19 protein-coding genes are annotated in these 21,753 nt (G+C 56.9%); 15 read left to right on the forward strand and 4 right to left on the reverse strand.

Features of this window, described 5'->3' with window-relative positions; translation table 11 throughout:
- Positions 1-69 precede the first annotated feature (69 nt).
- Entirely contained in the window at positions 70-864 is a 795-nt protein-coding gene (locus BO74_RS07985; RefSeq protein ID WP_496441358.1) for an outer membrane lipoprotein-sorting protein, read from the reverse strand.
- 52 nt (positions 865-916) lie between these two features.
- On the opposite strand from BO74_RS07985, the gene BO74_RS07990 reads away from it, so the two are divergent.
- Complete coding sequence (locus BO74_RS07990; protein ID WP_496441360.1) at positions 917-1,648, forward strand: ABC transporter ATP-binding protein; 732 nt, start codon at positions 917-919, stop codon at positions 1,646-1,648.
- A gap of 21 nt (positions 1,649-1,669) precedes the next feature.
- Positions 1,670-3,070: a DUF1302 family protein gene (locus BO74_RS07995; RefSeq protein ID WP_496441362.1), complete on the forward strand. Its 1,401-nt coding sequence runs from the start codon at positions 1,670-1,672 to the stop codon at positions 3,068-3,070.
- Positions 3,071-3,147: 77 nt separating this feature from the next.
- Here the strand turns inward: BO74_RS07995 and pepA are convergent, their stop codons facing one another.
- Together pepA and BO74_RS08005 are read right to left on the reverse strand one after the other, a co-directional pair.
- Positions 3,148-4,110, reverse strand: coding sequence for a flocculation-associated PEP-CTERM protein PepA (gene pepA / locus BO74_RS08000; protein WP_496441364.1), 963 nt, complete (start codon positions 4,108-4,110; stop codon positions 3,148-3,150).
- A gap of 527 nt (positions 4,111-4,637) precedes the next feature.
- On the reverse strand, positions 4,638-5,732 hold the full coding sequence (locus BO74_RS08005) for a PEP-CTERM sorting domain-containing protein (RefSeq protein ID WP_496441365.1): 1,095 nt from the start codon (positions 5,730-5,732) through the stop codon (positions 4,638-4,640).
- Positions 5,733-5,995: 263 nt separating this feature from the next.
- On the opposite strand from BO74_RS08005, the gene BO74_RS08010 reads away from it, so the two are divergent.
- Positions 5,996-6,673 carry a class I SAM-dependent methyltransferase gene (locus BO74_RS08010; RefSeq protein WP_496441367.1) on the forward strand — a complete coding sequence of 226 codons (678 nt, stop codon included), beginning with the start codon at positions 5,996-5,998 and terminating at the stop codon, positions 6,671-6,673.
- A 2-nt stretch (positions 6,674-6,675) separates the two neighbouring features.
- On the opposite strand, the gene BO74_RS08015 is transcribed toward BO74_RS08010, so the two are convergent.
- Positions 6,676-7,545, reverse strand: coding sequence for a ThiF family adenylyltransferase (locus BO74_RS08015; protein WP_496441369.1), 870 nt, complete (start codon positions 7,543-7,545; stop codon positions 6,676-6,678).
- A gap of 102 nt (positions 7,546-7,647) precedes the next feature.
- Between BO74_RS08015 and BO74_RS08020 the strand changes: the two genes are divergently transcribed.
- The 12 genes from BO74_RS08020 to xrtA all read left to right on the forward strand — a co-directional run bounded on the left by BO74_RS08020 (position 7,648) and on the right by xrtA (position 21,543).
- The gene (locus tag BO74_RS08020) at positions 7,648-8,877 is read left to right on the forward strand and encodes an ABC transporter permease (RefSeq protein ID WP_496441371.1); all 1,230 of its coding nucleotides are present in this window, start codon (positions 7,648-7,650) and stop codon (positions 8,875-8,877) included.
- 8 nt (positions 8,878-8,885) lie between these two features.
- Positions 8,886-10,094 carry an ABC transporter permease gene (locus BO74_RS08025; protein WP_496441372.1) on the forward strand — a complete coding sequence of 403 codons (1,209 nt, stop codon included), beginning with the start codon at positions 8,886-8,888 and terminating at the stop codon, positions 10,092-10,094.
- A 200-nt stretch (positions 10,095-10,294) separates the two neighbouring features.
- Complete coding sequence (locus BO74_RS08030; protein WP_496441374.1) at positions 10,295-10,930, forward strand: XrtA/PEP-CTERM system exopolysaccharide export protein; 636 nt, start codon at positions 10,295-10,297, stop codon at positions 10,928-10,930.
- A gap of 73 nt (positions 10,931-11,003) precedes the next feature.
- Positions 11,004-12,563 carry an XrtA system polysaccharide chain length determinant gene (locus tag BO74_RS08035; protein WP_496441375.1) on the forward strand — a complete coding sequence of 520 codons (1,560 nt, stop codon included), beginning with the start codon at positions 11,004-11,006 and terminating at the stop codon, positions 12,561-12,563.
- Positions 12,564-12,572: 9 nt separating this feature from the next.
- Entirely contained in the window at positions 12,573-13,526 is a 954-nt protein-coding gene (locus BO74_RS08040; protein ID WP_496441376.1) for an XrtA-associated tyrosine autokinase, read from the forward strand.
- Between the two features lie 37 nt (positions 13,527-13,563).
- Positions 13,564-15,030, forward strand: a complete 1,467-nt coding sequence (locus tag BO74_RS08045; protein ID WP_496441378.1) for a TIGR03016 family PEP-CTERM system-associated outer membrane protein — start codon at positions 13,564-13,566, stop codon at positions 15,028-15,030.
- Between the two features lie 10 nt (positions 15,031-15,040).
- Positions 15,041-16,156, forward strand: coding sequence for an XrtA/PEP-CTERM system-associated ATPase (locus BO74_RS08050; RefSeq protein ID WP_496441380.1), 1,116 nt, complete (start codon positions 15,041-15,043; stop codon positions 16,154-16,156).
- Between the two features lie 5 nt (positions 16,157-16,161).
- Positions 16,162-17,016, forward strand: coding sequence for an XrtA system polysaccharide deacetylase (locus BO74_RS08055; RefSeq protein ID WP_496441382.1), 855 nt, complete (start codon positions 16,162-16,164; stop codon positions 17,014-17,016).
- 8 nt (positions 17,017-17,024) lie between these two features.
- Positions 17,025-18,086, forward strand: a complete 1,062-nt coding sequence (locus BO74_RS08060) for a FemAB family XrtA/PEP-CTERM system-associated protein (RefSeq protein WP_496441388.1) — start codon at positions 17,025-17,027, stop codon at positions 18,084-18,086.
- A gap of 238 nt (positions 18,087-18,324) precedes the next feature.
- Positions 18,325-18,612, forward strand: a complete 288-nt coding sequence (locus tag BO74_RS08065) for a GIY-YIG nuclease family protein (RefSeq protein ID WP_496441383.1) — start codon at positions 18,325-18,327, stop codon at positions 18,610-18,612.
- 100 nt (positions 18,613-18,712) lie between these two features.
- Positions 18,713-19,918: a TIGR03087 family PEP-CTERM/XrtA system glycosyltransferase gene (locus BO74_RS08070; RefSeq protein WP_496441384.1), complete on the forward strand. Its 1,206-nt coding sequence runs from the start codon at positions 18,713-18,715 to the stop codon at positions 19,916-19,918.
- Positions 19,919-19,935: 17 nt separating this feature from the next.
- A complete protein-coding gene (gene xrtA, locus BO74_RS08075; RefSeq protein WP_496441386.1) occupies positions 19,936-21,543 on the forward strand; it encodes an exosortase A in 1,608 nt (535 codons plus the stop codon).
- Positions 21,544-21,753 lie beyond the last annotated feature (210 nt).

The following is a 21,753-nucleotide window of genomic DNA, read 5'->3' on the forward strand; positions in this document are numbered from 1 at the left end:
AGTTCATTGAAGTTTCTGGATTCCGGTATTCGCCGGAATGACAAATGTTTCTCATAAGTCAGAAACTCCTCAATCGAGCTTCTTCAGGTAATCCTTGGTAAACACCTTGTCCGGCAGGTCACGCAGTTTCATCCGTTCATATTCCAGAACCGACTGTTCGCCGCTACGCATCGAATCCTCCATGACCAGCCGTGTGGGGCGTTCGCGTCCCTCCATCATCTGGAAGCGTTCGTATTTGCACGTTTTCAGCAGGCGATTCGACAACGAATAGAACTCGGCCTTGAACGGCCAATTGTCTTTCTGGCGGACCCAGTAGATCACCTTCTGGTAGGTGACGCCGCGATCCACCGCATTCAACTCCAGGACGTGGTACGTCTCCGCGTCGATGGTTTCGGTGCGGATGATCTTCGCATGGTAGTCGCCCGCGAAATTTGCGCGCGCCAAGTCGCCGTTGGCGACCTGCCCAGTCAGGCGCTGCGACAGGGCGATCCGGATCGGTTGTGAAACATCCGGCATGAATACCCACAGGTCGCGCCCCTTCATCAGGATGATCTGGCCGCGCTCGGAGGCTGGTTCCGTCACCATCACGACCGTGTTGCTGTTGCCCTTCGACAGAACCCGGTATTTTCGGGCTTCGGGGTCCTCTCCCTTTTTTGAGGTCGTGATGCTGACCTCGACCTGGAATCCCTCTGCCGGGAAACGCACCAGGTCGGCCTTCTCAACAATGTTTTTGGCGACAGGATCGTCGGCCGCTACCGAAACTGAATCCTGTCCCAAGGCAGGGAGTGCTGCAAACAACGAGAGCGATGATGCAATTGTCACGGCTGCCTTGACACATTGATGTCGGATGGTCATGATTTCCATGGTTTTTCCTTTACTGCCAAGTTGCCGGCTCGAGACCGGCAGAGGGTCAGACATGAGCGTTGTCCGCATTGAACACGTATACAAGGATTATCTGCTCGGCGATCAGAAAGTCCAAGCGCTCAAGGACATTACGCTGTCTTTCGAGCCCGGGGTGTTTCTGGCGATCGCCGGTCCATCAGGAAGCGGTAAGACGACCCTGCTCAATCTTATCGGGTGTATTGACAGCCCGACGAGCGGAAAAATCTTCATCAACGACGTCGATGTCAGCGGCAAGACACCGGACCAACTGGCCGACTTGCGCAATCGCACGATCGGTTTCATCTTTCAGACGTTCAACCTGCTGCCGGTTCTTTCCGCCGCGGAAAATGTCGAGTATCCGTTGCTTCAGCGCAAGGATGTGTCTCCGGCGGAAAGAAAGCGGCGAGTCGATTATTTCCTTGATATCGTTGGTCTCGCCAAATATGCGGAGCATCGTCCGAACCAGTTGAGCGGCGGCCAGCGGCAGCGCGTCGCCATAGCCCGTGCGCTGGCGATTCTCCCTGCAATCGTGCTGGCGGACGAACCTACCGCCAACCTCGATCACAAGACCGGAGAAGAGATTCTGACCCTGATGAAGCAGATCAACCGGAAGTTCAATACGACGTTCATCTTTTCGACGCACGACAAGCGTGTCATTTCCAAGGCGGACCGGCTTGTCCGTGTCGAGGACGGAGCGGTCAGCATCCTCGGTGTCCGTTCGCAAGAAAAGAAATGGTCGCTGGCTCGCCACCGCCCTCAAAGTTAAAAGGACATTCAAGGATACAAAATGCGTATAAACACCTTCTCGATGCTGGCCGCCTGCTCGGCATTGTCACTGGCCTTCCCGGCCGGGGCGAGTGATTCGGCCTCAAGTATTTTGCTGGCAGCGAGTTCCCAGGAAAAGAGCGAGGACAGCCTGGATGCGCTTTTCGGTGACGATCTGTTTGCGGACGACAAAGCCGAGGAAAAGCCGATCACTTCGGGGGGGCGTGGGCTCAGGGGCTTTATCCAAGTGGAAATGGCGCATACGACCGAGTCCCCGTCGCATTGGTCGAAGATGATCACGCGCGGTGATTTCTCGGGGCAGGGCAACCTCGGCAATGGACTCAAATGGAAGCTCGGTGCGCGCGTCGACTACGACGCGGTTTTCAGTGCAGATGAATACTACTCGAGCAGTGTCGCGCACGACCAACGGTTCAATATCTATCTACGCGAAAACTATCTCGATGTGAGCGCCGGGAACTGGGATTATCGTCTCGGAAAACAGCATGTCGTCTGGGGAGAAATGGTCGGGATGTTCTTTGCCGACGTCGTTTCAGCGCGCGATATGCGGGAGTTCATTCTTCCCGAGTTCGACATGATGCGGATTCCCCAGTGGGCGGCGCGTGCGGAATACTTCAACGATGATTTTCATGCCGAATTGCTCTGGATACCCGTCGCCAGTTACGACGAGATCGGCAAGCCAGGCGCCGAGTTCTATCCGTATCAGATCCAGCCGGCAGGCGTGAATGTCGTTTATAAAAACGAGGATCGCCCTGCACGGAATCTCGCCAATTCCAACTATGGCATTCGCCTCTCGACCTTGACCAACGGCTGGGATATTTCCGGTTTTGCTTACAGCAGCAGGGATGTCTCGCCGACTTTTTATCGTGATGCGGCCAGTGTTCCCGGAACGTACATTTATGAAGCGAAGCATGACCGGATCCATCAGTACGGCGGGACGTTGGCGAAGGATTTCGGCGATGTCGTCCTGAAAGGCGAGATGGTCTATACCCGCGGTCGCCAGTTCTCCGTTCTGGATGTAACGGACAGCAACGGCGTGGTGCCACAGAACACGCTGGATTGGGCCGTGGGGCTGGATTTCACCCTTCCTGCGGAGACGCGCTTCAACTTCCAGGTATTCCAGCGGAAGTATTTTTCCTACGACTCGGACCTGATTTCAGACGAACACGAGAACGGGATGTCGCTGTTGCTTAACCGGAAATTCGGCGATATCGAGGCGCAGGCGCTATGGATTACCAGTTTGAACCGCACTGACTGGCTCTTCCGTCCGAAGGTACTGTGGAATTTCGAGAGGAATTGGCGCTTGGCCGTTGGAGCCGATATTTTCCAGGGGCCGCCGCAGGGCCTCTTCGGGCAGTATGACGGACAAGACCGTGTCTATTCAGAAGTGCGATATAGCTTCTAAGTTATTTGTCTTGTGAATCGCGCAAAAAAAAGTCCCGTGCTTCCACGGGACTCTCTTAACTTAATGTAGTTATTTCATCAGGCCTTGCGGCGACGCGTCACGCCTAAACCGATCAGTCCCAAGCCGAGAAGGGCTAGGGAGGCAGGTTCTGGTATTGCAAATACGGCACTGATATCACCCGTAATCTCACTATAAGTCCCTGGTCCTGGTACTGTCGGGAATGCATCAAAGTCGCCGTTGGTTTCGAGAACTAGATGGAAGGGGTCGGGGGCGACGAAATAGTTTTCACCTGCTGCTGTGAGCGTGAAATCATCAAACCACAGGTCAAAGGCCCCCGGTGTTCCTACTACGCCGACTGCAGACGTCAGGCTCGTAGCAAATGCAACCTGGTAATCATCGTCGTCGCTGTCAACCACAACCGTACCCAATCCTGTTCCCGGAAGAGTGAAGAGCGTATCTTGGTTCGGGTCGACCCAGACGTAAAGGTATCCGGTTTGGCCAACGAACCCCGTAGCTGTGAGATTACCGCTTGAACTAAACAGGGTGTACAAGTTGTAGCCGCCAGGGCTGCCCAAGTAGGACACAATCGCGTTCGCACCGTCGTTGTAGGCATATTGCCCCCACTCGGCGTAACCCACCGAGTCAAATGTGCCGTTGGTGTTAACTGTCAGCACTTCATTGTAGAGACCGTTAAGTTTGTCGGCCTCAAAATAAGTGAAGTTATCGCTAAACCCTAGAACACTGGATTCGTCTACAGTGAACTCGTTGAACGTGCCGATGGCCGAAGCTGAGGCACTTGCAAGACCCAAAACCGATGTGACGGCCAGGGAAAGCAAAGTTTTTTTCATAACAGTTCTCCTTTCGATAAGAACATTATCCAGCCATTTTGGCCTCACCCTAACTAATGCAAGTGGTGTGCCATACGTCGTAACTTTATGAATATAAAGGATTGGTGTTGTTTTTTGCTTTGTTTTTTGTTTTGCTGTGTAAAGTATCTCGACAATGGCTCTGCTTGTTGAAAGATGTTCTTGGCGCTTCAAGGTACGGTAGCGTGTGGCACGTGAAGAGCTCCCCGCGTTGATCCTGGCGTGGCGACTGGGGCACGGTATCGCTATCGGATGCATACGGAACTGCGTCTCGCAGATGAGGTGGCGTGGCCGTTCTGCGATTGTTCCTTCGATACCGCGAATATCTCCAATTCTGTTTAGGAAAGCCCCATAAACGTTGAAAAAGCTGCGGAAACACTCCTCTTGCCCCGACCAATTGTGCTCGCTGATCAAGCAATCTACGAAAACGCTATTTGTTCAGCGTTTACTTAAGGAAACGCTGAAATATTCGTCACCCCGGCGAAGGCCGGGGTCCAGTTCGTTGAATTTTCTGGATTCCGGCCTTCGCCGGAATGACAAATCTTCAATAAATCAGCACGTCCTATATTTCTCTTTTGTGATCTCGCCGAGACTCGTCGGAAGCATTGCGGAACGTGTCGACTATTTGTGGGGTGAGAAAATCGAGCTACAAAAAAACGGCGACCGAAGTCGCCGTTTGAGTGTTGTGCCAGAGAACCGATTCAGGACTTCCGGCGACGGATCATTCCGAGGCCAAGGAGTGGAAGGCCAACCAGCAACAGGGTTGCCGGTTCCGGAACGTCTTGTCTTACATCGGCCGCCATGATGAAGATGTCGTCGTAGCCACCGTCGTTGCACGCCGTGGCAAGAGGTCCTTCGGTAACGAAGCAACCGATCTTGACTTGCGCGGACAGTACGTCGTAACCGAGGCTCATGTAATACTCGAGGTTTTCGTCAAGTTCCGGGATATAGGAAATCCATTCGGCCCCGTTGGTACCCAGGTTGTTCGAAATGTGCGTGTAGCCGTCTGGGCAGGTCGTTGCTCCGCCGATAAGCGGCATAAACGTGCCATCCGGCAGGACGCAGATGTCGCCGGCGATGTAGGTCATGTCTGTGTAGTAGTTAATGGCCGTCGGGGTGATTCCGTCGAAGGTCTTGGTGGTCGTGAAATCGTAGACATGAGAAGCAGGAATCTGCAAATCACCGGGGGTGCGCCCGTCGTTCAGCGTGAGTTCGAAATTGAGCGGGGCAAGGCTCCCGTCGACATCGCGTAGCGTCACCATGGACCAGATCTGGGTGGCTTGTCCAGTGCCGCCGGTTTCATTGAAATCGTAACCGATCAGCATGTTGTAACGTGTGTCGCCAATGGTAAGTGCATCGATCAGCGATTGGATCGTCATGTCCCACGCTTTGGTCGAGTCACCGTCAGTCGGGCCGTTGATCGGTTCGGCTGCAGTTGCGCTATCAAAATTCCCATTATTGGGAACTTCGTACGCTTGGTCGATCTGCGTACTGAAATCCGTATTGATAGGAATCTGGCCGCCCGCACCAGTACCTACCACGACCATTGATTTCAGTGCGCCCTGGTTCGCATCGACCACGTAACCTGCTGGTTCCGACGTGTTAGTTGGACTGATGCTAGCCAGATAGTTAAGGAAGGTCGTCGAACAACTGACGAAATCTCCTTCCGCCAAGCAAGCCTGATTGTTCATGATGTCCAGGCTTGGGGGGGAGTAGAGATACAACTCTGCTGCCGCCTGGCCAGGAATCATTCCGAACATTGTGCTCGCGATCAATGCATGTGCAAGTTTTCTCATGGCCATACTCCTTCGTTTCTTGCTTTGTCAGCAAAGGACTTTCTGCACCGATTTATAAGCATTTTTAGTGCCGAAAGTTATAACTCGTTGAAACTTGTTTTGTTTATTATCTAAGTCATATCTCTTGGTGTTGGTTTGTAAAGTTTTTCGACATTCCGCTGACGCGTGACTGATATCCTTCTTCCGATTGATGAGGCAAGGTGTCAGGGCTTTGTATTCAACTACGTTGACTGTCTATCATGGACAAAGGGAGGAATACGGAATTGGAAACAGGACAGATGCCTTCAGGGAAGTCCCGGGACGAGATTGCTGAAGCCTACAAGTCGGATCCGTGGTGGTACGACGTCCGAGGCTTTTTCATTCTCACCTTCGCATACAACAGCACACTGGGATCACAATTACGTTTTTTCGGGCCGAACTATGGCCCGGATCATCTCGAGGTGGCCTGTGGCACGGGGACGCTTCTTGAGCTGATTCTGCGCTGGCGGCGGTGGAAAAAGCTGCCTCCCGTTCATATTGTCGGCGTGGACTACGCTGAGTCGATGCTGGCCGGGGCGCGCCATCGTTTCCGCAAGCATCCGGAAATCGAGTTGCGCCATGCCGATGCGGCGGCATTGCCGTTCGGGGATGATTCGTTCGATACCGCGAATATCGCCAATTCGGTTCATTGCTTTCCCGACGTCGATGGGGCGTTGCGGGATATTTATCGGGTGCTGAAGACTGACGGGACGCTGGCGGCCAATGTCCTGCTTTACCCGCGCGGTGGCTGGCCGCTGAGAAACATCGCGGAGCGCATCAACCGCTGGGGGATTAAAAAAGGCATCCTTTATACGCCGTACGAGCAATCTGACATCCGCCAGCGATTTCTGGATGCCGGATTTGCGATGGTGTCCGAGGCGGTGTCCGGGAATTGTTACAACATCCTGGTCCGGAAACCGTAGATTCACTGGCCCGATCGGGCCAATTGGGCCTTGACCAGCGTCCTCATCAGAATCTGCAAGGGGTTGCGGTGACCGCCCGGGCGCCATGTGCGGGTAAATCGCTGCCGGTAGGCGTCGAACTGGCTGCCCCAGGGCGCCAGGTGGACACCACGGCGTCTCAGCAGGAGCTTGAGCGTTTCGACGGCGGCCACTCCGGCGCATAACTGGCAGGCCGCTATGCTGGACGGGCCCTTGCGGTTGGCGAGATCGATCCGGCTCATGTCGGCGACATAGCCGCGCTGCAGCATGGCTGGGGACAAGCCGACCAGGAAGCGGATCGCCATTTCCAGTTCATCGGCGCAGTCCTTGAGGCCGAAGTAGTCTTCGAAAGACATTCCGCCGGGGCCGAAGACCAACTGTGCGGTTCCCATACCCAGTGGTGCAGCGGTGACGGCCGGGATTTTTCTTTCCTGGCATGCGGCAAATGTCATTTGTCGTGCGTCGAACGCAAAGAAGTCCAGACCATCGACGTAAACCTCGGCGTCCTCCAGAAAATCGTCGAGCGTGTCCCGCCGAATGCCTTGGGGAAAACAGCGCAATTCGATTTCCGGGTTGATGTCTTTGGCCATTTCAGCGAGGACATCGAGTTTCGGGTGCCCGACGCTGCACATCGTCGCACCGACCTGTCGATTGAAATTGACCAGGTCGAAAGCGTCGAAATCGGCGATCGAGAATTTTCCTATCCCCAGGCGAGCGAGTGTCAGGAGGTGTACGCCCCCAACTCCACCAAGTCCGCCAATGGCCACCCGTGCATTCCGCAGACGAGCCTGTTCGGCCTCGGTCACCCAGCCAATGTTGCGCGAGAATGCGGCATCATAGTCGAACGCTTGCATGGTTAACTCCGAATTAGCAGCACCGGAACGCTTACGGAATCCGGTTCGACGGACTAAACTTATCAAGCTCACAGTAAACGTTAATTCAGATAGCCGCAAATCATGCAGAGTCTTTCTCGTGATCTCCAGTTGGCGATGCGCAATCTGCACCGGAATGCCCGGCGAAGCGCTGTGGCCTTGCTGACGGTCGCGGCCGGTGTCGTTGCGTTCCTGCTGGCCGGTGGATTTATCGCCTGGATTCTCGCCGATGGCCGGGAGGCAACGATCCATTCGCAACTCGGGCACGTCCAGATCGTTCGTCCCGGCTACTATGAGCGTGGCATTGCTGATCCGTATGCTTTTCTCTTGCCCGCGGATTCTTCGGAGCTGCAACAGATTTCGGCCATTCCCGGTGTCGTTTCGCTGACGCCGCGTCTGGCCTTCAGCGGCCTGATCAGCCACGGAGATACGACGCTGGCGTTTTCCGGCGATGGTATCGATCCGGTCAAAGAGGCGCCTCTCAGTAATCGCATCACGCTGCTGTCCGGCCTGGGATTGAGCAAGAGCGACGAATTGTCCGTCATGCTGGGCGAGGGGCTGGCACGGAACCTTGGGGTTCGGGTCGGGGATCGGGTGGTGTTGCTCGTGTCAACCGCGAAAGGCGCGGCAAATGCGGTTGAGGTGTCCGTTGCCGGCCTGTTTGCCACGATCACCAAGGAATACGATGATTATGCGGTGCGCTTGCCTATTGAGGTGGCGAGGAAGCTGATGAAGGTTTCCGGTGCGACGGCGTGGGTCGTGCTGCTCGATCGGACGGAGGGCGTGGGTGAATACGTGGACGCGGCACGCAAGCTTCTCGCCGAGCGCCAGTTCGAGATCATTCCCTGGCGTGAACTCGCAGACTTTTACAACAAGACGGAAGCCCTGTTTTCCAAGCAAGTGGATGCGATGAAAGTGATCATCGGCTTGATCATCGTTCTGACAATTTCGAACACGTTGACGATGAACGTGCTTGAACGGACGATGGAAATCGGCACCAGTCTGGCGATTGGCTTCCCGGGAAGCCGGGTGATGCGGCTGTTTGTCTTCGAAGGGGTGCTGCTGGGAATGTTCGGAGGGTTGCTCGGTGTCGGTGTCGGCTATCTGGCGGCGCTACTCATTTCCTCGGTGGGTATTCCCATGCCGGCCGCTCCCGGCATGGCGCATGGTTATGTGGCCAGGATCAGTATCACGCCGGAACTCGTGTTCGATGCCGTTCTGCTCGCATGCGTGACAACGCTGCTGGCCAGTGCTTTCCCGGCATTGAAGGCGGGGCGAATGAAAATTGTGGACGCACTACGGCACGGACTATGATGCTCCAGTTGCTTCTCGCGTTGAGAAACGTCTTTCGTCAGAAGACCCGCTCTGCGGCGACGCTGTTGGCTATTTCGGTCGGCGTCGCGGGGCTGATCCTGGCGGGAGGATTCGTCGAGGATATTTTCATCCAGTTGGGGGAGGCCATCATTCGTGCGCAGACAGGGCATCTGCAACTGACCCGGGAAGGCTATCGGGAAGGGAGGGCGCGTGCTCCGGAAGCCTATCTCATTGAAGCTCCTGACCGGATCAAGGCGGCGATTGCGGATACGCCGGGCGTGGATCGCGTGTTCGCCCGGCTCGGCTTCTCCGGCGTGATCAACAACGGGAAGCGCGATCTGGGAGTCATTGGCGAGGGGGTCGAGCCGGATGTCGAACAGGGTGCAAACAGCTATCTGCGTTATATCGAAGGCAGGGCGCTGAACGATAACGATCTGGATGGGGTTGTTGTCGGTCAGGGCGTGGCGAAATCGCTCGGACTCAAAGTGGGTGACCGTGTGAATTTGCTGATCAGCCTGGCGCAAGGCGCGGTCAATACGCTCGATTTCGAGGTGGTTGGCGTATTCCAGAGCTTTTCGAAGGAATTCGACGCGCGGGCCGTGCGGGTTCCTCTCAAGGCGGCTCGCGAATTGATGGATACGCAAGCGGCGCATGTGCTGGTGGTCATGCTGAAGGACACCAAGTCGACGGAAGACATCGCCTTGAGGCTGGAGCAGCGTTTCGGTGCGCAGGGGTTCGAAATTGCGCGCTGGAACAAGCTTTCCGATTTCTATGAAAAGGCGGTCGATCTTTATGATCGCCAGTTCGGAGTGTTGCGTTTGATCATTCTGCTCATGGTGCTGTTGAGCGTGACCAACAGCGTCAATATGACTCTCTTCGAGCGAACACGGGAATTCGGAACGATGCTTGCCCTTGGTGACCGGCCGGTGGTGGTATTCCGTCTGATAATGATTGAAAGCGCACTTGTCGGCTTGCTTGGCGCGGTCCTGGGGATTGCCATCGGCTGTATCTCGGCGTGGGTTATTTCGGCGATCGGAATCCCCATGCCGCCGCCGCCGAATGCCAATATCGGATATGTGGCCTATATTCGCCTGGTTCCGCATGAAGTTCTGTTGGCCGGAGCAACTGGTTTTGTGGCGACTTGTCTGGCGGCGGTTCTGCCGGCCCGACGGGCATCACGTCTTCACGTGGTCAATGCGCTGAGGCAAGGTGTGTGACATAGTTGGCACGCCAGGCTCCCGCGAACGCGTATCGTGTGAAATATGCGGAAGTGATTTATTGCCGCTCGGAAGATTTGCAACGTAGAGAATTTTGTGGTTCCGCAGATTTGTTTATTCGAATCAGAACTTTTCGGATAAGATTTAATCCTTAATGTTATCTTTTCTTCATATCTGGACAGCTGCCAAAGGAGAATGAAATGTCTGTCGGCATGAGAAACAGAGTTGATGCGATGATTCGCTGGATCGTCGTTGGGATACTCGGCCTAGCGGTGTTTGGCTGCGCTACGGGGCCGGATATTCCTCCCGCGCCATCCGCCGCGGCGTCTTCCAGCTACAACTACATCATTGGTCCTGGTGACGCGGTCAATATCGTCGTCTGGCGGAATCCGGAACTTTCCATGTCGGTTCCCGTTCGCCCTGACGGAAAAATTGCTGCGCCGCTGGTCGAAGATCTCGTGGCGATGGGCAAGGATGCATCAACACTTGCGCGCGATATCGAGAAGGAACTCGGAAAATACATTCGCGATCCGGTGGTTACCGTCGTCGTGACCCAGTTCGTCGGCCCGTATAGCGAACAGATCCGTGTTGTGGGGGAGGCCGGCAAGCCGCAGACGCTGCCGTACAAGCAGAAGATGACCTTGCTTGACGTGATGATTGCCGTGGGTGGTCTCACGGATTTCGCCGATGGCAACAGCACGACACTGCTGCGGACCTCCGAAAGCGACAAGCAGTACAGCGTTCGCGTGGCGGATCTGATCAAGCGGGGCGATGTCTCGGCCAACGTTGACATGAAGCCGGGTGACGTTCTGATCATCCCGCGTAGCTGGTTCTAAGATCGGCTTCTACATGCATTGCGGCCTTCGGGTCGCAATGCGTTTGTAACTCTTTTGCGAAATACTATTACCGATGGATGAAATCCTCCGGCAGGCTACTACTATCCTGCGCGGCATGTGGAAGCACCGATGGCTTGGGGTGTGTGTGGCCTGGGTCGTTGGGGCGATCGCCGTTGCCGTCGTCTTTCGTATCCCGGACAAGTACGAGGCGTCGGCGCGCATCTACGTTGATACACAGTCGATACTCAAGCCGCTGATGTCCGGGTTGGCGATCGAGCCCAACATCGATCAGCAGATCATGATTCTGAGCCGGACGCTCATCAGCCGGCCCAACGTCGAAAAACTGGTACGGATGGCCGATCTGGATCTCAACATCCAGTCCAAGGCCAAGCAGGATGCGCTGATCGATGAGTTGATGAAGGCGCTGACGATCAAGAGCGTCGGGAGGGACAACCTTTACACGCTGGCTTACGCTAATCCTGAACCGGAAAAGGCCAAACGTGTGGTGCAGTCGCTGGTTTCCATCTTTGTTGAATCCGGCCTCGGGGACAAGCGCAAGGATACGGACAGTGCGAGGAAGTTCATCGACGAGCAGATACAGGTCTACCAGAAAAAACTCGAAGAGGCTGAAAACCGGCTCAAGGAATTCAAACTCAAGAACATCTCGGCCCAGACCTCCGACGGCAAGGATTACTTTGGCCGCATTAGCGAGGTAACTGCCGCATTGGAGGGATCCAAACTTGAACTGCGCGAGGCTGAAAACTCGCGCGATGCGCTCAAGCGTCAAATTCTCGGTGAAGAGCCTGTTCTCCTGCCGGAAGCACCGGAAACTACCTCCGGTATTTCCATTCCGGAGATCGACGGACGAATCGATACTTTGAAGCGAAACCTCGATGGTCTGTTGCAGCGCTTCACCGACCGGCATCCCGATGTTGTTGGCACGCGTCGCATGATCAGTGAACTCGAAGAACAGAAGAAAACCGAAGTCGCTGCGCGCAAGAAGGTTGCCTTGTCGAGTCCCGCGTCGGTGGTAAATACCAACCCGGTCTATCAACAGTTGAAAATTTCTCTCGCGGAAAATGAGGCGACGGTAGCTTCATTGCGGGTACGGGTTGCCGAGTACCAGAAACGGTACGATGAATTGAAAGACGCGATGAAGATGATTCCGCAGATCGAGGCGGAACTTACCCAACTCAACCGGGATTACGACATCAACAAGAAGAATTACGAGAGTCTTGTCGCACGCAGGGAGTCGGCAACGATTTCCGGCGAGATGGATGCTTCCGCGGCTGGCGTTGATTTCCGTTTGATCGATCCTCCCCGAGTGACGCCAAAGCCGGTGGCGCCGAACCGGATGATTCTGTTGCCCTTGACCTTCGTGCTTGCGCTCGGCGCCGGGTTGTTCGCCCCCTTTGCCGCGAGCCAGATTCGACCGGTGTTCTTTGATGCCCGGGGCCTGAGGGAAATGACCGGGTTGCCGCTGCTTGGGGTTGTGTCGAAATCAGTAGCGGATATCGATGTCGCGCGTGCGAAACGTGGATTGCGCGGGTTTTTTGTCGCTGTTTTCGCGTTCGTAGCGGCATACGGAGCCGGGATCGCACTGTTGTTCGTGTTGTCATCCCGCACGGCTTGAGGATTAGCGATGAGTCTCATTGAGCAAGCAGCCCAAAGGCTGGAGCAACTGAAAAAAGCCGGGGTCGACGTTCCTGAATCGACGCCACAGGAGGATCTGCCGCGTCCTGAGATGCGCGCGCGCGCGGCAGACCGCGAGGTTTCTCGTCCAGAGGCTACATCCAAAGTCCAAGCCGATGCGCAAGCAGCCATTCAGACGCCTGAAATGACCATGTCGCGTCGTGTGGATGTTGACCTCGGCGCGATGCAGGCGTCCGGATTTGTCCGGCCCGATGCAAAGCGTTCGCGGCTTGCGGACGAATTCCGGGTAATCAAGCGTCCGCTGATCGACAACGCCATGGGGAAAGCCGCGGCACAGATCAAGGACGGCAACCTGATCATGGTGACCAGCGCGCTTCCCGGCGAGGGAAAAACGTTTACAGCGGCGAACCTGGCCATCAGCATCGCCATGGAACTCGACAACACCGTGATGCTGGTGGATGCCGACGTCGCGCGTCCTGCCTTGCTGAGCCGCATGGGGCTGGCGCCGGCTAAGGGATTGCTGGACGTTCTGGTCGATGATTCGATTCATCTATCGGACGTGCTGCTGCGAACCAACATCGAAAAGCTGACCATCCTGCCGAGCGGGACGCCGCATCCGCGCGCCACGGAACTGTTGGCGAGTGACGCCATGGTTCGCTTGCTGAAGGATATGTCGCACCGTTACTCGGACCGGATCATCATCTTCGACTCGCCGCCCCTGTTGGTTACCACGGAAGCACGGGCGCTGGCATCGCACATGGGACAGGTCGTCGTCGTGGTCAAGTCTGAGAGTACGACGCACTCCGATGTGAAGCATGCGTTGGCGGCAATTGAGGGGTGCCCGGTGAGGCTGATGGTGCTCAACCAGTCGAAAACAGTGACGAAGGACCAATACGGCTATGGGTATGGCTACGGATACGGCTATGGCACGACGGGCGCGTAACCTCGTTCCGGCATTCTCGGCGGCTGTCCTGGTCGCAATGGCGCTGCCGGTGTCTGCCGGTGAATGGACAATTACGCCGTCGGTCTCGCTCAATGAAACGATGACCGACAATGTCGATCAAGTCGAAAATCATCGGACGAGTTCCCTGATCACGGACATCGCGCCGGGTATCAACATCGTCGGGACGGGCGATCGCGTCAAGCTGAACGTCGACTACCGGCTGCACAACCTGTTTTACTCCGACGATTCGTCGCGGAACGGCCATCAGAACTCCCTGAACGCGGCGGGCACGCTTGAAGCGCTGGAAAACTGGTTCTACATCGATGCGAACGCATCGATCTCCCAACAGAACCTCTCGGCGTTCCGTGGCGCAACGGACTCTTCCGTCGATACCAACAATAGCAGCAACACCACCGAGACATCGACCTACCGCCTGTCTCCTTATTTCAAGGGAATGCTTGGCGCCTCGACAGAATACGAACTGCGTTACAACCTTGCTAAAACGACCACCGATTCGAGCAATTCTTATGACACCACTACGCGGGGCTTTGCAGCGCGGTTGAGGGGTACTCCCCAATTGTCGCGATTTGCTTGGGCCGTCGATGCCAATACGCAGAAGGCGGAGTTCAGCAATGGGCGAGAGAACGACGCCGATTTGTTGCGCGGCGTCCTGACCTATAAATTTGATCCCCAGTTCCGCGTTTCGCTCATCGGGGGGCGCGAGTCGAATGATTACGCAAGCATCGACAAGAAATCGCACACGATAAAGGGACTCGGCCTCGACTGGTCGCCGACTGACAGAACCTTGCTCTCAGCCTCCCGGGAAGACCGCTTTTTCGGGAACAGCGACAGCGTCAGCTTTACACATCGCACGGCGCGAACAGCGTGGAAGTTCCGGCAGACGAAAGATACGGTGACCTCGACGAACCAGACGTCGGGTTCCGTCGGTACCTACTTCGACCTCTTCGACAACATGTTCCAGTCGGCGATTCCGGACCCTGCTGCACGGGCAGCGTTTGTAAATGCCTTCCTGCAAAGCAATGGCGTTTCACCGACTGCGCAATTGCAGGGGGGATTCATGACGACCGGCGTAACTCTCCAGAAACGCCGCGAGTTGTCTTTTGCCCTGTCCGGTGTGCGGAATACGGTGACCTTCGCTGCAACACAAAGCGATTCAGAAAACCTCTCTCAGGGCGCAGGCCTTGGGTGGTTCGCCGGGACGGAGTTCGCCAATGTCAATCAGGTGCGGCAAACCGGCGCCAGCGTGAACTGGTCGCACAAGCTGACGGGATTATCGACCCTTACTGGGAGCCTTTCCCGCCTGAAGAGCAAGGGGCAAGGAACCTCCTCCGCCGAAACCGATCAGGACTTGTATACCGTCAATTTCCTGACCCAGGTCGGGCCGAAAACCAATGTCGGCGTTGGTTTCCGGAGGATCGACGTAGACGGAACGACGAGTTACACCGAGAACGCGGTGACCGGTACGTTCTCGCATCGCTTCTAGGTGCGCGAACATGTACGAATCCTTCTATGGCCTGACCAGCAAGCCATTCCAGCTCAATCCTGACCCGAATTTCTATTTCGGCAGCAAGCAGCATCGGCGGGCCACGGCTTATCTCGAATATGGGCTCCATCAGAACGAAGGGTTCATCGTCGTTACCGGTGAAGTTGGCGCCGGCAAGACCACGATCGTGCGCGGACTGCTCAGCAAGCTCGATTCAGCCAAAGTGGTGGCCGCGCATCTGGTCAGCACGCAGCTTGATGCCGACGATACCCTGCGCATGGTGGCAGCGGCCTTCGGGGTACGTACCAAAAATCTCGGCAAGTCGGATGTCCTGCTCGCACTGGAAGCGTTTCTGGTCGACATCACCCGGCAGGGCAAACGCTGCCTGTTGATCGTCGATGAAGCGCAGAACCTGACGCCGCATGCCGTCGAAGAATTGCGCATGCTTTCGAATTTCCAGTTCGAAACGCAAGCGCTCTTGCAGAGCTTCCTGATCGGTCAGCCGGAATTCCGCAGCATCATGCAGAGTCCGCACATGCAGCAGTTGCGACAACGCGTGATTGCTGCCTGTCACATCGGTCCGATGGACGAGGACGAAACGAGGGGCTACGTCGAGCACCGCCTGAAATGCGCAGGGTTCACCGGAGCCCCGTTGTTTGATGGCGGCGCCTATACAGCTATTCACAAAGCCAGCGGCGGTGTGCCGCGTCGGATCAATTCGTTGTGCGACCGGGTACTTCTTTCCGGGCTCCTCGGCGGGAAATCCTCGTTCAAGGCGGAAGAGGTCGAAGAGGTCGCCAAGGAGCTGAATGAAGAAACGCTGGCACCAGGCCTTGCTCCGCTCGATCCTCCCGGCGTGGCGGAAAGTCGCGCGCAAGACCACCGGCTTACGGATACCGGGGTCATGGATTTCAATCTCGCCCGGCTCGAACTCGACACGCAGATTGCCGACGAGGCCTTGCAGGCCATTACGGATTTGAAGCAGGGGATCAGCGAGCAGAGGATCGTACGATTGGAGCGCAGCATGATCCGCATTGAACGCAGCTCCGCAGCGACACTGACTTTGCTGCAGCAACTCGTCAATTCGATTCGGGTGCAGCATGCGGAAAAGGAAGGGCAGGGGTGAGGTGAATGCAGCAAAGCCCTGTCAGGAACGCATTTACCATTGACGTCGAGGACTATTTTCAGGTTTCGGCGTTTGCGCCCTATATCTCACGGGATCATTGGGATAGCAAGGCGTGTCGGGTCGAAGGCAACGTCGAACGCATCCTGCAGATGCTTTCCGATCACGGAACGCACGCCACTTTTTTTACCCTCGGCTGGATTGCGCAGCGGCATCCCCAGGTCGTTCGGCGGATTGTAGATAACGGACATGAACTGGCCAGCCACGGCTACGGTCACGAGCGCGCCAGCGACCTTGACGAAGCTGCATTCTTTGCCGATATCGACAGTGCGCGAAAGTTGCTGGAAGACATCGCCGGGCAACGGGTCAGCGGCTATCGGGCACCGAGCTTTTCAATCGGAGCGAAGAATCTCTGGGCCTTCGATTGCCTGCTGAAGGCCGGCTACGCCTACAGTTCGAGTATCTACCCGATCCGCCACGACCATTACGGCATGCCTGATGCGCCGCGCTTCGCACATCAGGTGCGCGATGGCCTGTGGGAAATACCGGTCACCACCGCCTGTTTCTTTGATCGCAACTGGCCGGCGAGCGGCGGCGGCTACTTCCGGCTGATGCCGTATGCGATGTCGCGCTGGCTGTTCCAGCGCGTTAACCATCACGACAAGCAGCCGGCGATCTTCTATTTCCACCCGTGGGAAATCGACGTAGACCAGCCGCGCATCCCCGGGATCGACGCGAAAACACGCCTTCGCCATTATCTCAACCTGCACCGGATGGAAGCCCGTGTCCGGCGCCTGCTTGCCGATTTCGAATGGGGCCGGATGGACGAGATCTTCCTCGCCGGGAACGTCGGGGGAGACTGATGGCAGCAATGACAGGCAACAAGGCGGGAGCGGCGTTGGTCGTTCGGCAACTTCAGCCGGCGGATACCGAATCCGCGCGTCGATGGGACGCGTTTGTGTTCGGTTGCGCGGACGCGACATTCTTCCATCGCTCCGGCTGGCAGGAAATAGTTTCGGGCGTCTTCCGGCATCGTACGTATTTCCTCTACGCGGAACGGGACGGTGTCATCGAAGGCGTGCTGCCCCTGGCCCATGTAAAAAGCCGCTTGTTCGGCAACGCGCTCGTCTCACTGCCCTTTGCTGTCTATGGTGGCGTCGCTGCTACCGTTCCCGAAGCCGCTGACGCGCTGGAAGTGGAGGCGCTGGCAATCGCCCAACGGCTCGGTGTCGACCACCTCGAGTTGCGCAACTTTGACCAGCGTCACGCCGAGTGGCCGACGCAGGATCTGTACGTCTGCTTTCGCAAGGCCATCGATCCGGATGTCGAGGCCAACATGCTGGCCATTCCGCGCAAGCAGCGGGCGATGGTGCGCAAGGGAATCAAGAACGGCTTGCGCAGCGAAGTCGAGCGAACAGTCTCGCATTTCTTTCCGCTCTATGCCGACAACGTGTTGAGGCACGGCACACCCGCCATGCCCCGACGCTACTTCGAGCGACTGTTGCAGGTTTTCGGCGACGATTGCGACGTCCTGACGGTCTTCGATCCTCAGGGCCGGCCGATCAGCAGCGTGCTCAGTTTCTACTTCCGCGACGAAGTCCTGCCGTACTACGCCGGCGACGACGTGGCAGCGCGTGACCTGGCCGGCAATGATTTCAAGTATTGGGAACTGATGCGGCGTTCCTGCGAACGCGGCCTCCGCATCTTCGACTACGGGCGCAGCAAACAGGGAACCGGGTCTTACTCGTTCAAGAAAAACTGGGGATTCGAGCCAAAGCCGCTGTTCTACGAGTATCGCCTTTATAAATGCGACAGCATCCCGCAGAACAATCCGGCCAACGCCAAGTACCGGCTGTTCATCGAAGCCTGGCGTCGATTGCCGATCGGCGTCGCGAACTGGCTCGGTCCTTTCATCGTGCGCAATCTGGGCTAGGCCATTCGCATGAATAGTTCGTTGCTTTCAAAAGTGCTAATCGAATCCTGTCATTCCGGCGCAGGCCGGAATCCAGGAACGGCGTTTGAGGCATCCTACTGGGTCCCGGCCTCCGCCGGGACGACGAACAAAGGGGGGACCGGCAGGGCGGAAGTAATTTCCACCGCCGTTTTCGCTCCCACGTCATTCCGGCGCAGGCCGGAATCCAGAAATCCACGCTCAAGCTTATCCATCAAAAATGAAGCAGCCTTGCGTTTACATTCTCGCGAGTCAGAAAAACGGAACGCTCTACGTCGGAGTGACTTCCGATGTGGTGCAGCGCATCTGGCAACACAAAAACGACCTGGTCGAAGGATTTACCAAGAAATATGGTGTTCATACCCTGGTCTGGTACGAACTCCATGCCACGATGGAATCGGCCATTTCTCGCGAGAAGGCGATCAAGGACTGGCATCGGGCCTGGAAAATGAGGCTCATCGAATCAACCAACCCGCAATGGCGGGATCTTTACAACGAGATAGTTTGATTCGTCATTCCGGCGCAGGCCGGAATCCAGGAACGGCGTTTGAGGCATCCTACTGGGTCCTCCCGGCCTCCGCCGGGACGACGACATCGAGGCGCACGCCATGAGCAACCTGCTATACCTCGTCCATCGCCTTCCCTATCCCCCGAACAAGGGCGACAAGGTGCGTTCGTTTCATCTGCTCCGGCATCTGGCGGCGAAACACCGCGTGTTTCTCGGGACGTTCATCGATGATCCGCAGGACGAGGCCTATGTCGACAAATTGCCGGAGTACTGTGCCGGGACGCATATCGTCCGGCTGTCGCCGCGCGCTGCGAAGCTGCGCAGCCTGAGCGGACTGTTGAGTGGCGAGGCACTGACCTTGCCGTACTATCGCAACGCCGGACTGCAGGACTGGGTCGACCAGACGATCAAGAAGGAAAAGATCGACGCCGCCGTCGTGTTTTCCTCGGCCATGGCCCAGTACCTGACAAAGCACTCCTCATTGCGTACGCTCATCGATTTCTGCGATGTCGATTCCGCCAAATGGACGCAGTACGCCCCCGATCACCGCTGGCCCCTGTCGTGGATCTACCAGCGCGAGGGCGAAAGGCTGTTGGAGTTTGAAAAGCATGTTGCCGCGGCGGCCGACCATGGCTTCTTCGTTACCGAAGCCGAGACGGAATTGTTCCTGAAATCTGCGCCGCAGTTCCGCGAAAAGGTATCGGCAATGGGCAACGGCGTCGATTCGGACTTCTTCTCGCCGGAACACGCATTGGCCTCGCCATTTGCACCAGACGAAATTCCCCTGGTCTTCACTGGCGCGATGGACTACTGGCCGAACATCGACGCGGTCAAATGGTTCGCCGCCGAGATCTTCCCGCGCTTGCTGGCCGAACGGCCGACGCTCCGTTTCTACATCGTCGGGCGCAGTCCGGCGCCGGCAGTGCAGGAACTCGCCAGCGACCGCGTGGTCGTTACTGGGACAGTGCCTGATGTAAGGCCGTATCTGCGTCACGCGGTGGTGGTCGTTGCTCCGCTGCGTATCGCACGCGGTATCCAGAACAAGGTGCTGGAAGCGATGGCCATGGCTGTGCCGGTCGTCGTCGCTCGCGGGTGTGGCGAGGCGGTGGACGCCGTTCCCGAGCAGGACTTCCTGCTGGCGGAAAGTGCCGACGATCATGTACGGCAGATCAACGCGCTGCTCGGATCAAAGGAGCGTCGGGTAGCTGTCGGCGAAGCGGCAAGGCGCCAGGTGGTACGGCGTTACAGCTGGGATGCACACCTGTCGATCATCGATCGCTATATCGAAACGATGGCCTGCAAGTGACAAGGGCAGACAAAGCGATGGATCAAGCGGAAAAGGTCGTAATAGCGGAACAGAAGCCCACCCAACCGTGGCGGCAGGCGGTGAGCGTGCTGGCCCTCACGCTGCTGATCATTCTTTTCGTCTACCGCGAAACGGCGTTGTCCATGGCCGAGATCTGGGCGCGCAGCGATACATTTACCCATGGTTTCCTCGTGCCGCTGATCACCCTCTGGCTCGTCTGGCGAAAGCGCGCGTCGTTCGCCGATGTCGTTCCCCAGCCGAATTACTGGATTCTGTTGCTGCTTGCCGGTGCCGGTTTTGGCTGGCTGCTTGGAGAAATGGCGACGGTGGGGCCGCTCTCCCAGTTTTCCCTGACCGCAATGGTGATCCTGGCTGTTCCGGCTATCCTCGGTCTGGAGGCGGCACGAAAGATCCTCTTTCCACTCGCGTTCCTCCTCTTCGCCGTCCCGTTCGGCGAGTTCACCATGCCGCAATTGATGGAATGGACGGCCGACATGACCATCGTCGGTCTACGCGCGAGCGGCATTCCGGTTTATCGCGAGGGACTGCACTTCATCATCCCGTCGGGGGCCTGGTCGGTCGTCGAGGCGTGCAGCGGCGTTCGCTATCTGATCGCCTCGCTGATGGTCGGAACCTTGTTCGCCTACCTGAGTTACCGATCGCTGAAGCGGCGCCTGCTGTTCGTCGGTGTTGCCTTCCTCGTGCCGATCGTTGCCAACTGGGTGCGCGCCTACATCATCGTCATGCTCGGGCATCTTTCGGGGAACAAGCTCGCTGCGGGCGTCGATCACCTGATTTACGGCTGGCTGTTCTTCGGCCTGGTGATCATGGCCATGTTCTGGATCGGCGCGCGCTGGCGCGAGGACGAAGTCGAAACATTGCATGAAACGAACCGGGAAAAGGCGTTGTTGCCGTGGAACTATACAAAACTCGTTCCAGCGGCATTGGCGACGGTTCTGGTCATTGCTCTTTGGCCGTTCGCGGAGTGGCAAATCGAACGTCATGCACCGAAGGAGGTTTCCCGCATCGAGGCGATACCTGCCGTTACAGGCTGGACAGCGACGGGGCAACGCCTGCGCGACTGGGATCCTGTTTATGGAAACGCGTCGGCGTATCTGCACGAGAGTTACGCGGCGGGTGGAGAGCAGGTGGGTTTGTACATCGCCTATTACCGCAACCAGGGGCCGGATCGCAAACTGGTGACCTCGGTCAATGCGCTGGTAACCAGCGAAGATCGGCGCTGGGTCAAGGTGACCGCAGGGGCGCGCGACGAGAAACTCGGCGAAAACACGCTGCCAATGCGCACGGCGGAACTGCGTAGTGGCGATGCGTCACGCCTGATCGTCTGGCGCTGGTACTGGATCAACGGCCGCCTGATGCGCAGCGATCATCTGGCCAAGGCCTACACGGCGCTGTACAAGCTGCTGGGGCAGGGCGACGACTCCGCGGTGATCATCGTCTATGCGCCCAAGGATACTAAAGACACGCTGCAGTATTCGTCACCCCGGCGAAGGCCGGGGTCCAGTTCGTTGGATTTTGTGGATTCGGCTGGGATACTCCAATTCTCCTCCGTCCTTCTAATAATCCTCTACGGTACACTGCTCATGCCTCGCATTGGTTGTTAGCTCTATCTTACAGGGGTGACAAATAATAGAGCTTGGGCTTGGGTTGGTGCAGCCAAACAAGCTAGGAAGCAAGCGAAGCTCGATAGTGAGACCGAAAGAGAAGGTCCGGTGGTGTTTTTCTCTGTGGCACTGAGCCATTCAAAAATACGGCGCGCTGGAGATTGCGGATTATCAAGTCAGTTGACCACGATTGCACTCGAACTGACCGGA

The organism is Propionivibrio pelophilus DSM 12018 (assembly GCF_059569095.1).

Bases quoted from the DNA above. Each gene is read 5' to 3' on its own strand.
- BO74_RS08045 (WP_496441378.1), top strand. From the start codon at position 13,564: ATGGCGCTGCCGGTGTCTGCCGGTGAATGGACAATTACGCCGTCGGTC.
- BO74_RS07990 (WP_496441360.1), top strand. From the start codon at position 917: ATGAGCGTTGTCCGCATTGAACACGTATACAAGGATTATCTGCTCGGC.
- BO74_RS08005 (WP_496441365.1), bottom strand. From the start codon at position 5,732: ATGAGAAAACTTGCACATGCATTGATCGCGAGCACAATGTTCGGAATG.
- BO74_RS08055 (WP_496441382.1), top strand. From the start codon at position 16,162: ATGCAGCAAAGCCCTGTCAGGAACGCATTTACCATTGACGTCGAGGAC.
- BO74_RS08050 (WP_496441380.1), top strand. From the start codon at position 15,041: ATGTACGAATCCTTCTATGGCCTGACCAGCAAGCCATTCCAGCTCAAT.
- xrtA (WP_496441386.1), top strand. From the start codon at position 19,936: ATGGATCAAGCGGAAAAGGTCGTAATAGCGGAACAGAAGCCCACCCAA.
- BO74_RS08060 (WP_496441388.1), top strand. From the start codon at position 17,025: ATGACAGGCAACAAGGCGGGAGCGGCGTTGGTCGTTCGGCAACTTCAG.
- BO74_RS08015 (WP_496441369.1), bottom strand. From the start codon at position 7,545: ATGCAAGCGTTCGACTATGATGCCGCATTCTCGCGCAACATTGGCTGG.
- BO74_RS07985 (WP_496441358.1), bottom strand. From the start codon at position 864: ATGGAAATCATGACCATCCGACATCAATGTGTCAAGGCAGCCGTGACA.
- BO74_RS08030 (WP_496441374.1), top strand. From the start codon at position 10,295: ATGTCTGTCGGCATGAGAAACAGAGTTGATGCGATGATTCGCTGGATC.
- BO74_RS08070 (WP_496441384.1), top strand. From the start codon at position 18,713: ATGAGCAACCTGCTATACCTCGTCCATCGCCTTCCCTATCCCCCGAAC.
- BO74_RS08035 (WP_496441375.1), top strand. From the start codon at position 11,004: ATGGATGAAATCCTCCGGCAGGCTACTACTATCCTGCGCGGCATGTGG.
- BO74_RS08065 (WP_496441383.1), top strand. From the start codon at position 18,325: ATGAAGCAGCCTTGCGTTTACATTCTCGCGAGTCAGAAAAACGGAACG.
- BO74_RS07995 (WP_496441362.1), top strand. From the start codon at position 1,670: ATGCGTATAAACACCTTCTCGATGCTGGCCGCCTGCTCGGCATTGTCA.
- BO74_RS08020 (WP_496441371.1), top strand. From the start codon at position 7,648: ATGCAGAGTCTTTCTCGTGATCTCCAGTTGGCGATGCGCAATCTGCAC.
- BO74_RS08040 (WP_496441376.1), top strand. From the start codon at position 12,573: ATGAGTCTCATTGAGCAAGCAGCCCAAAGGCTGGAGCAACTGAAAAAA.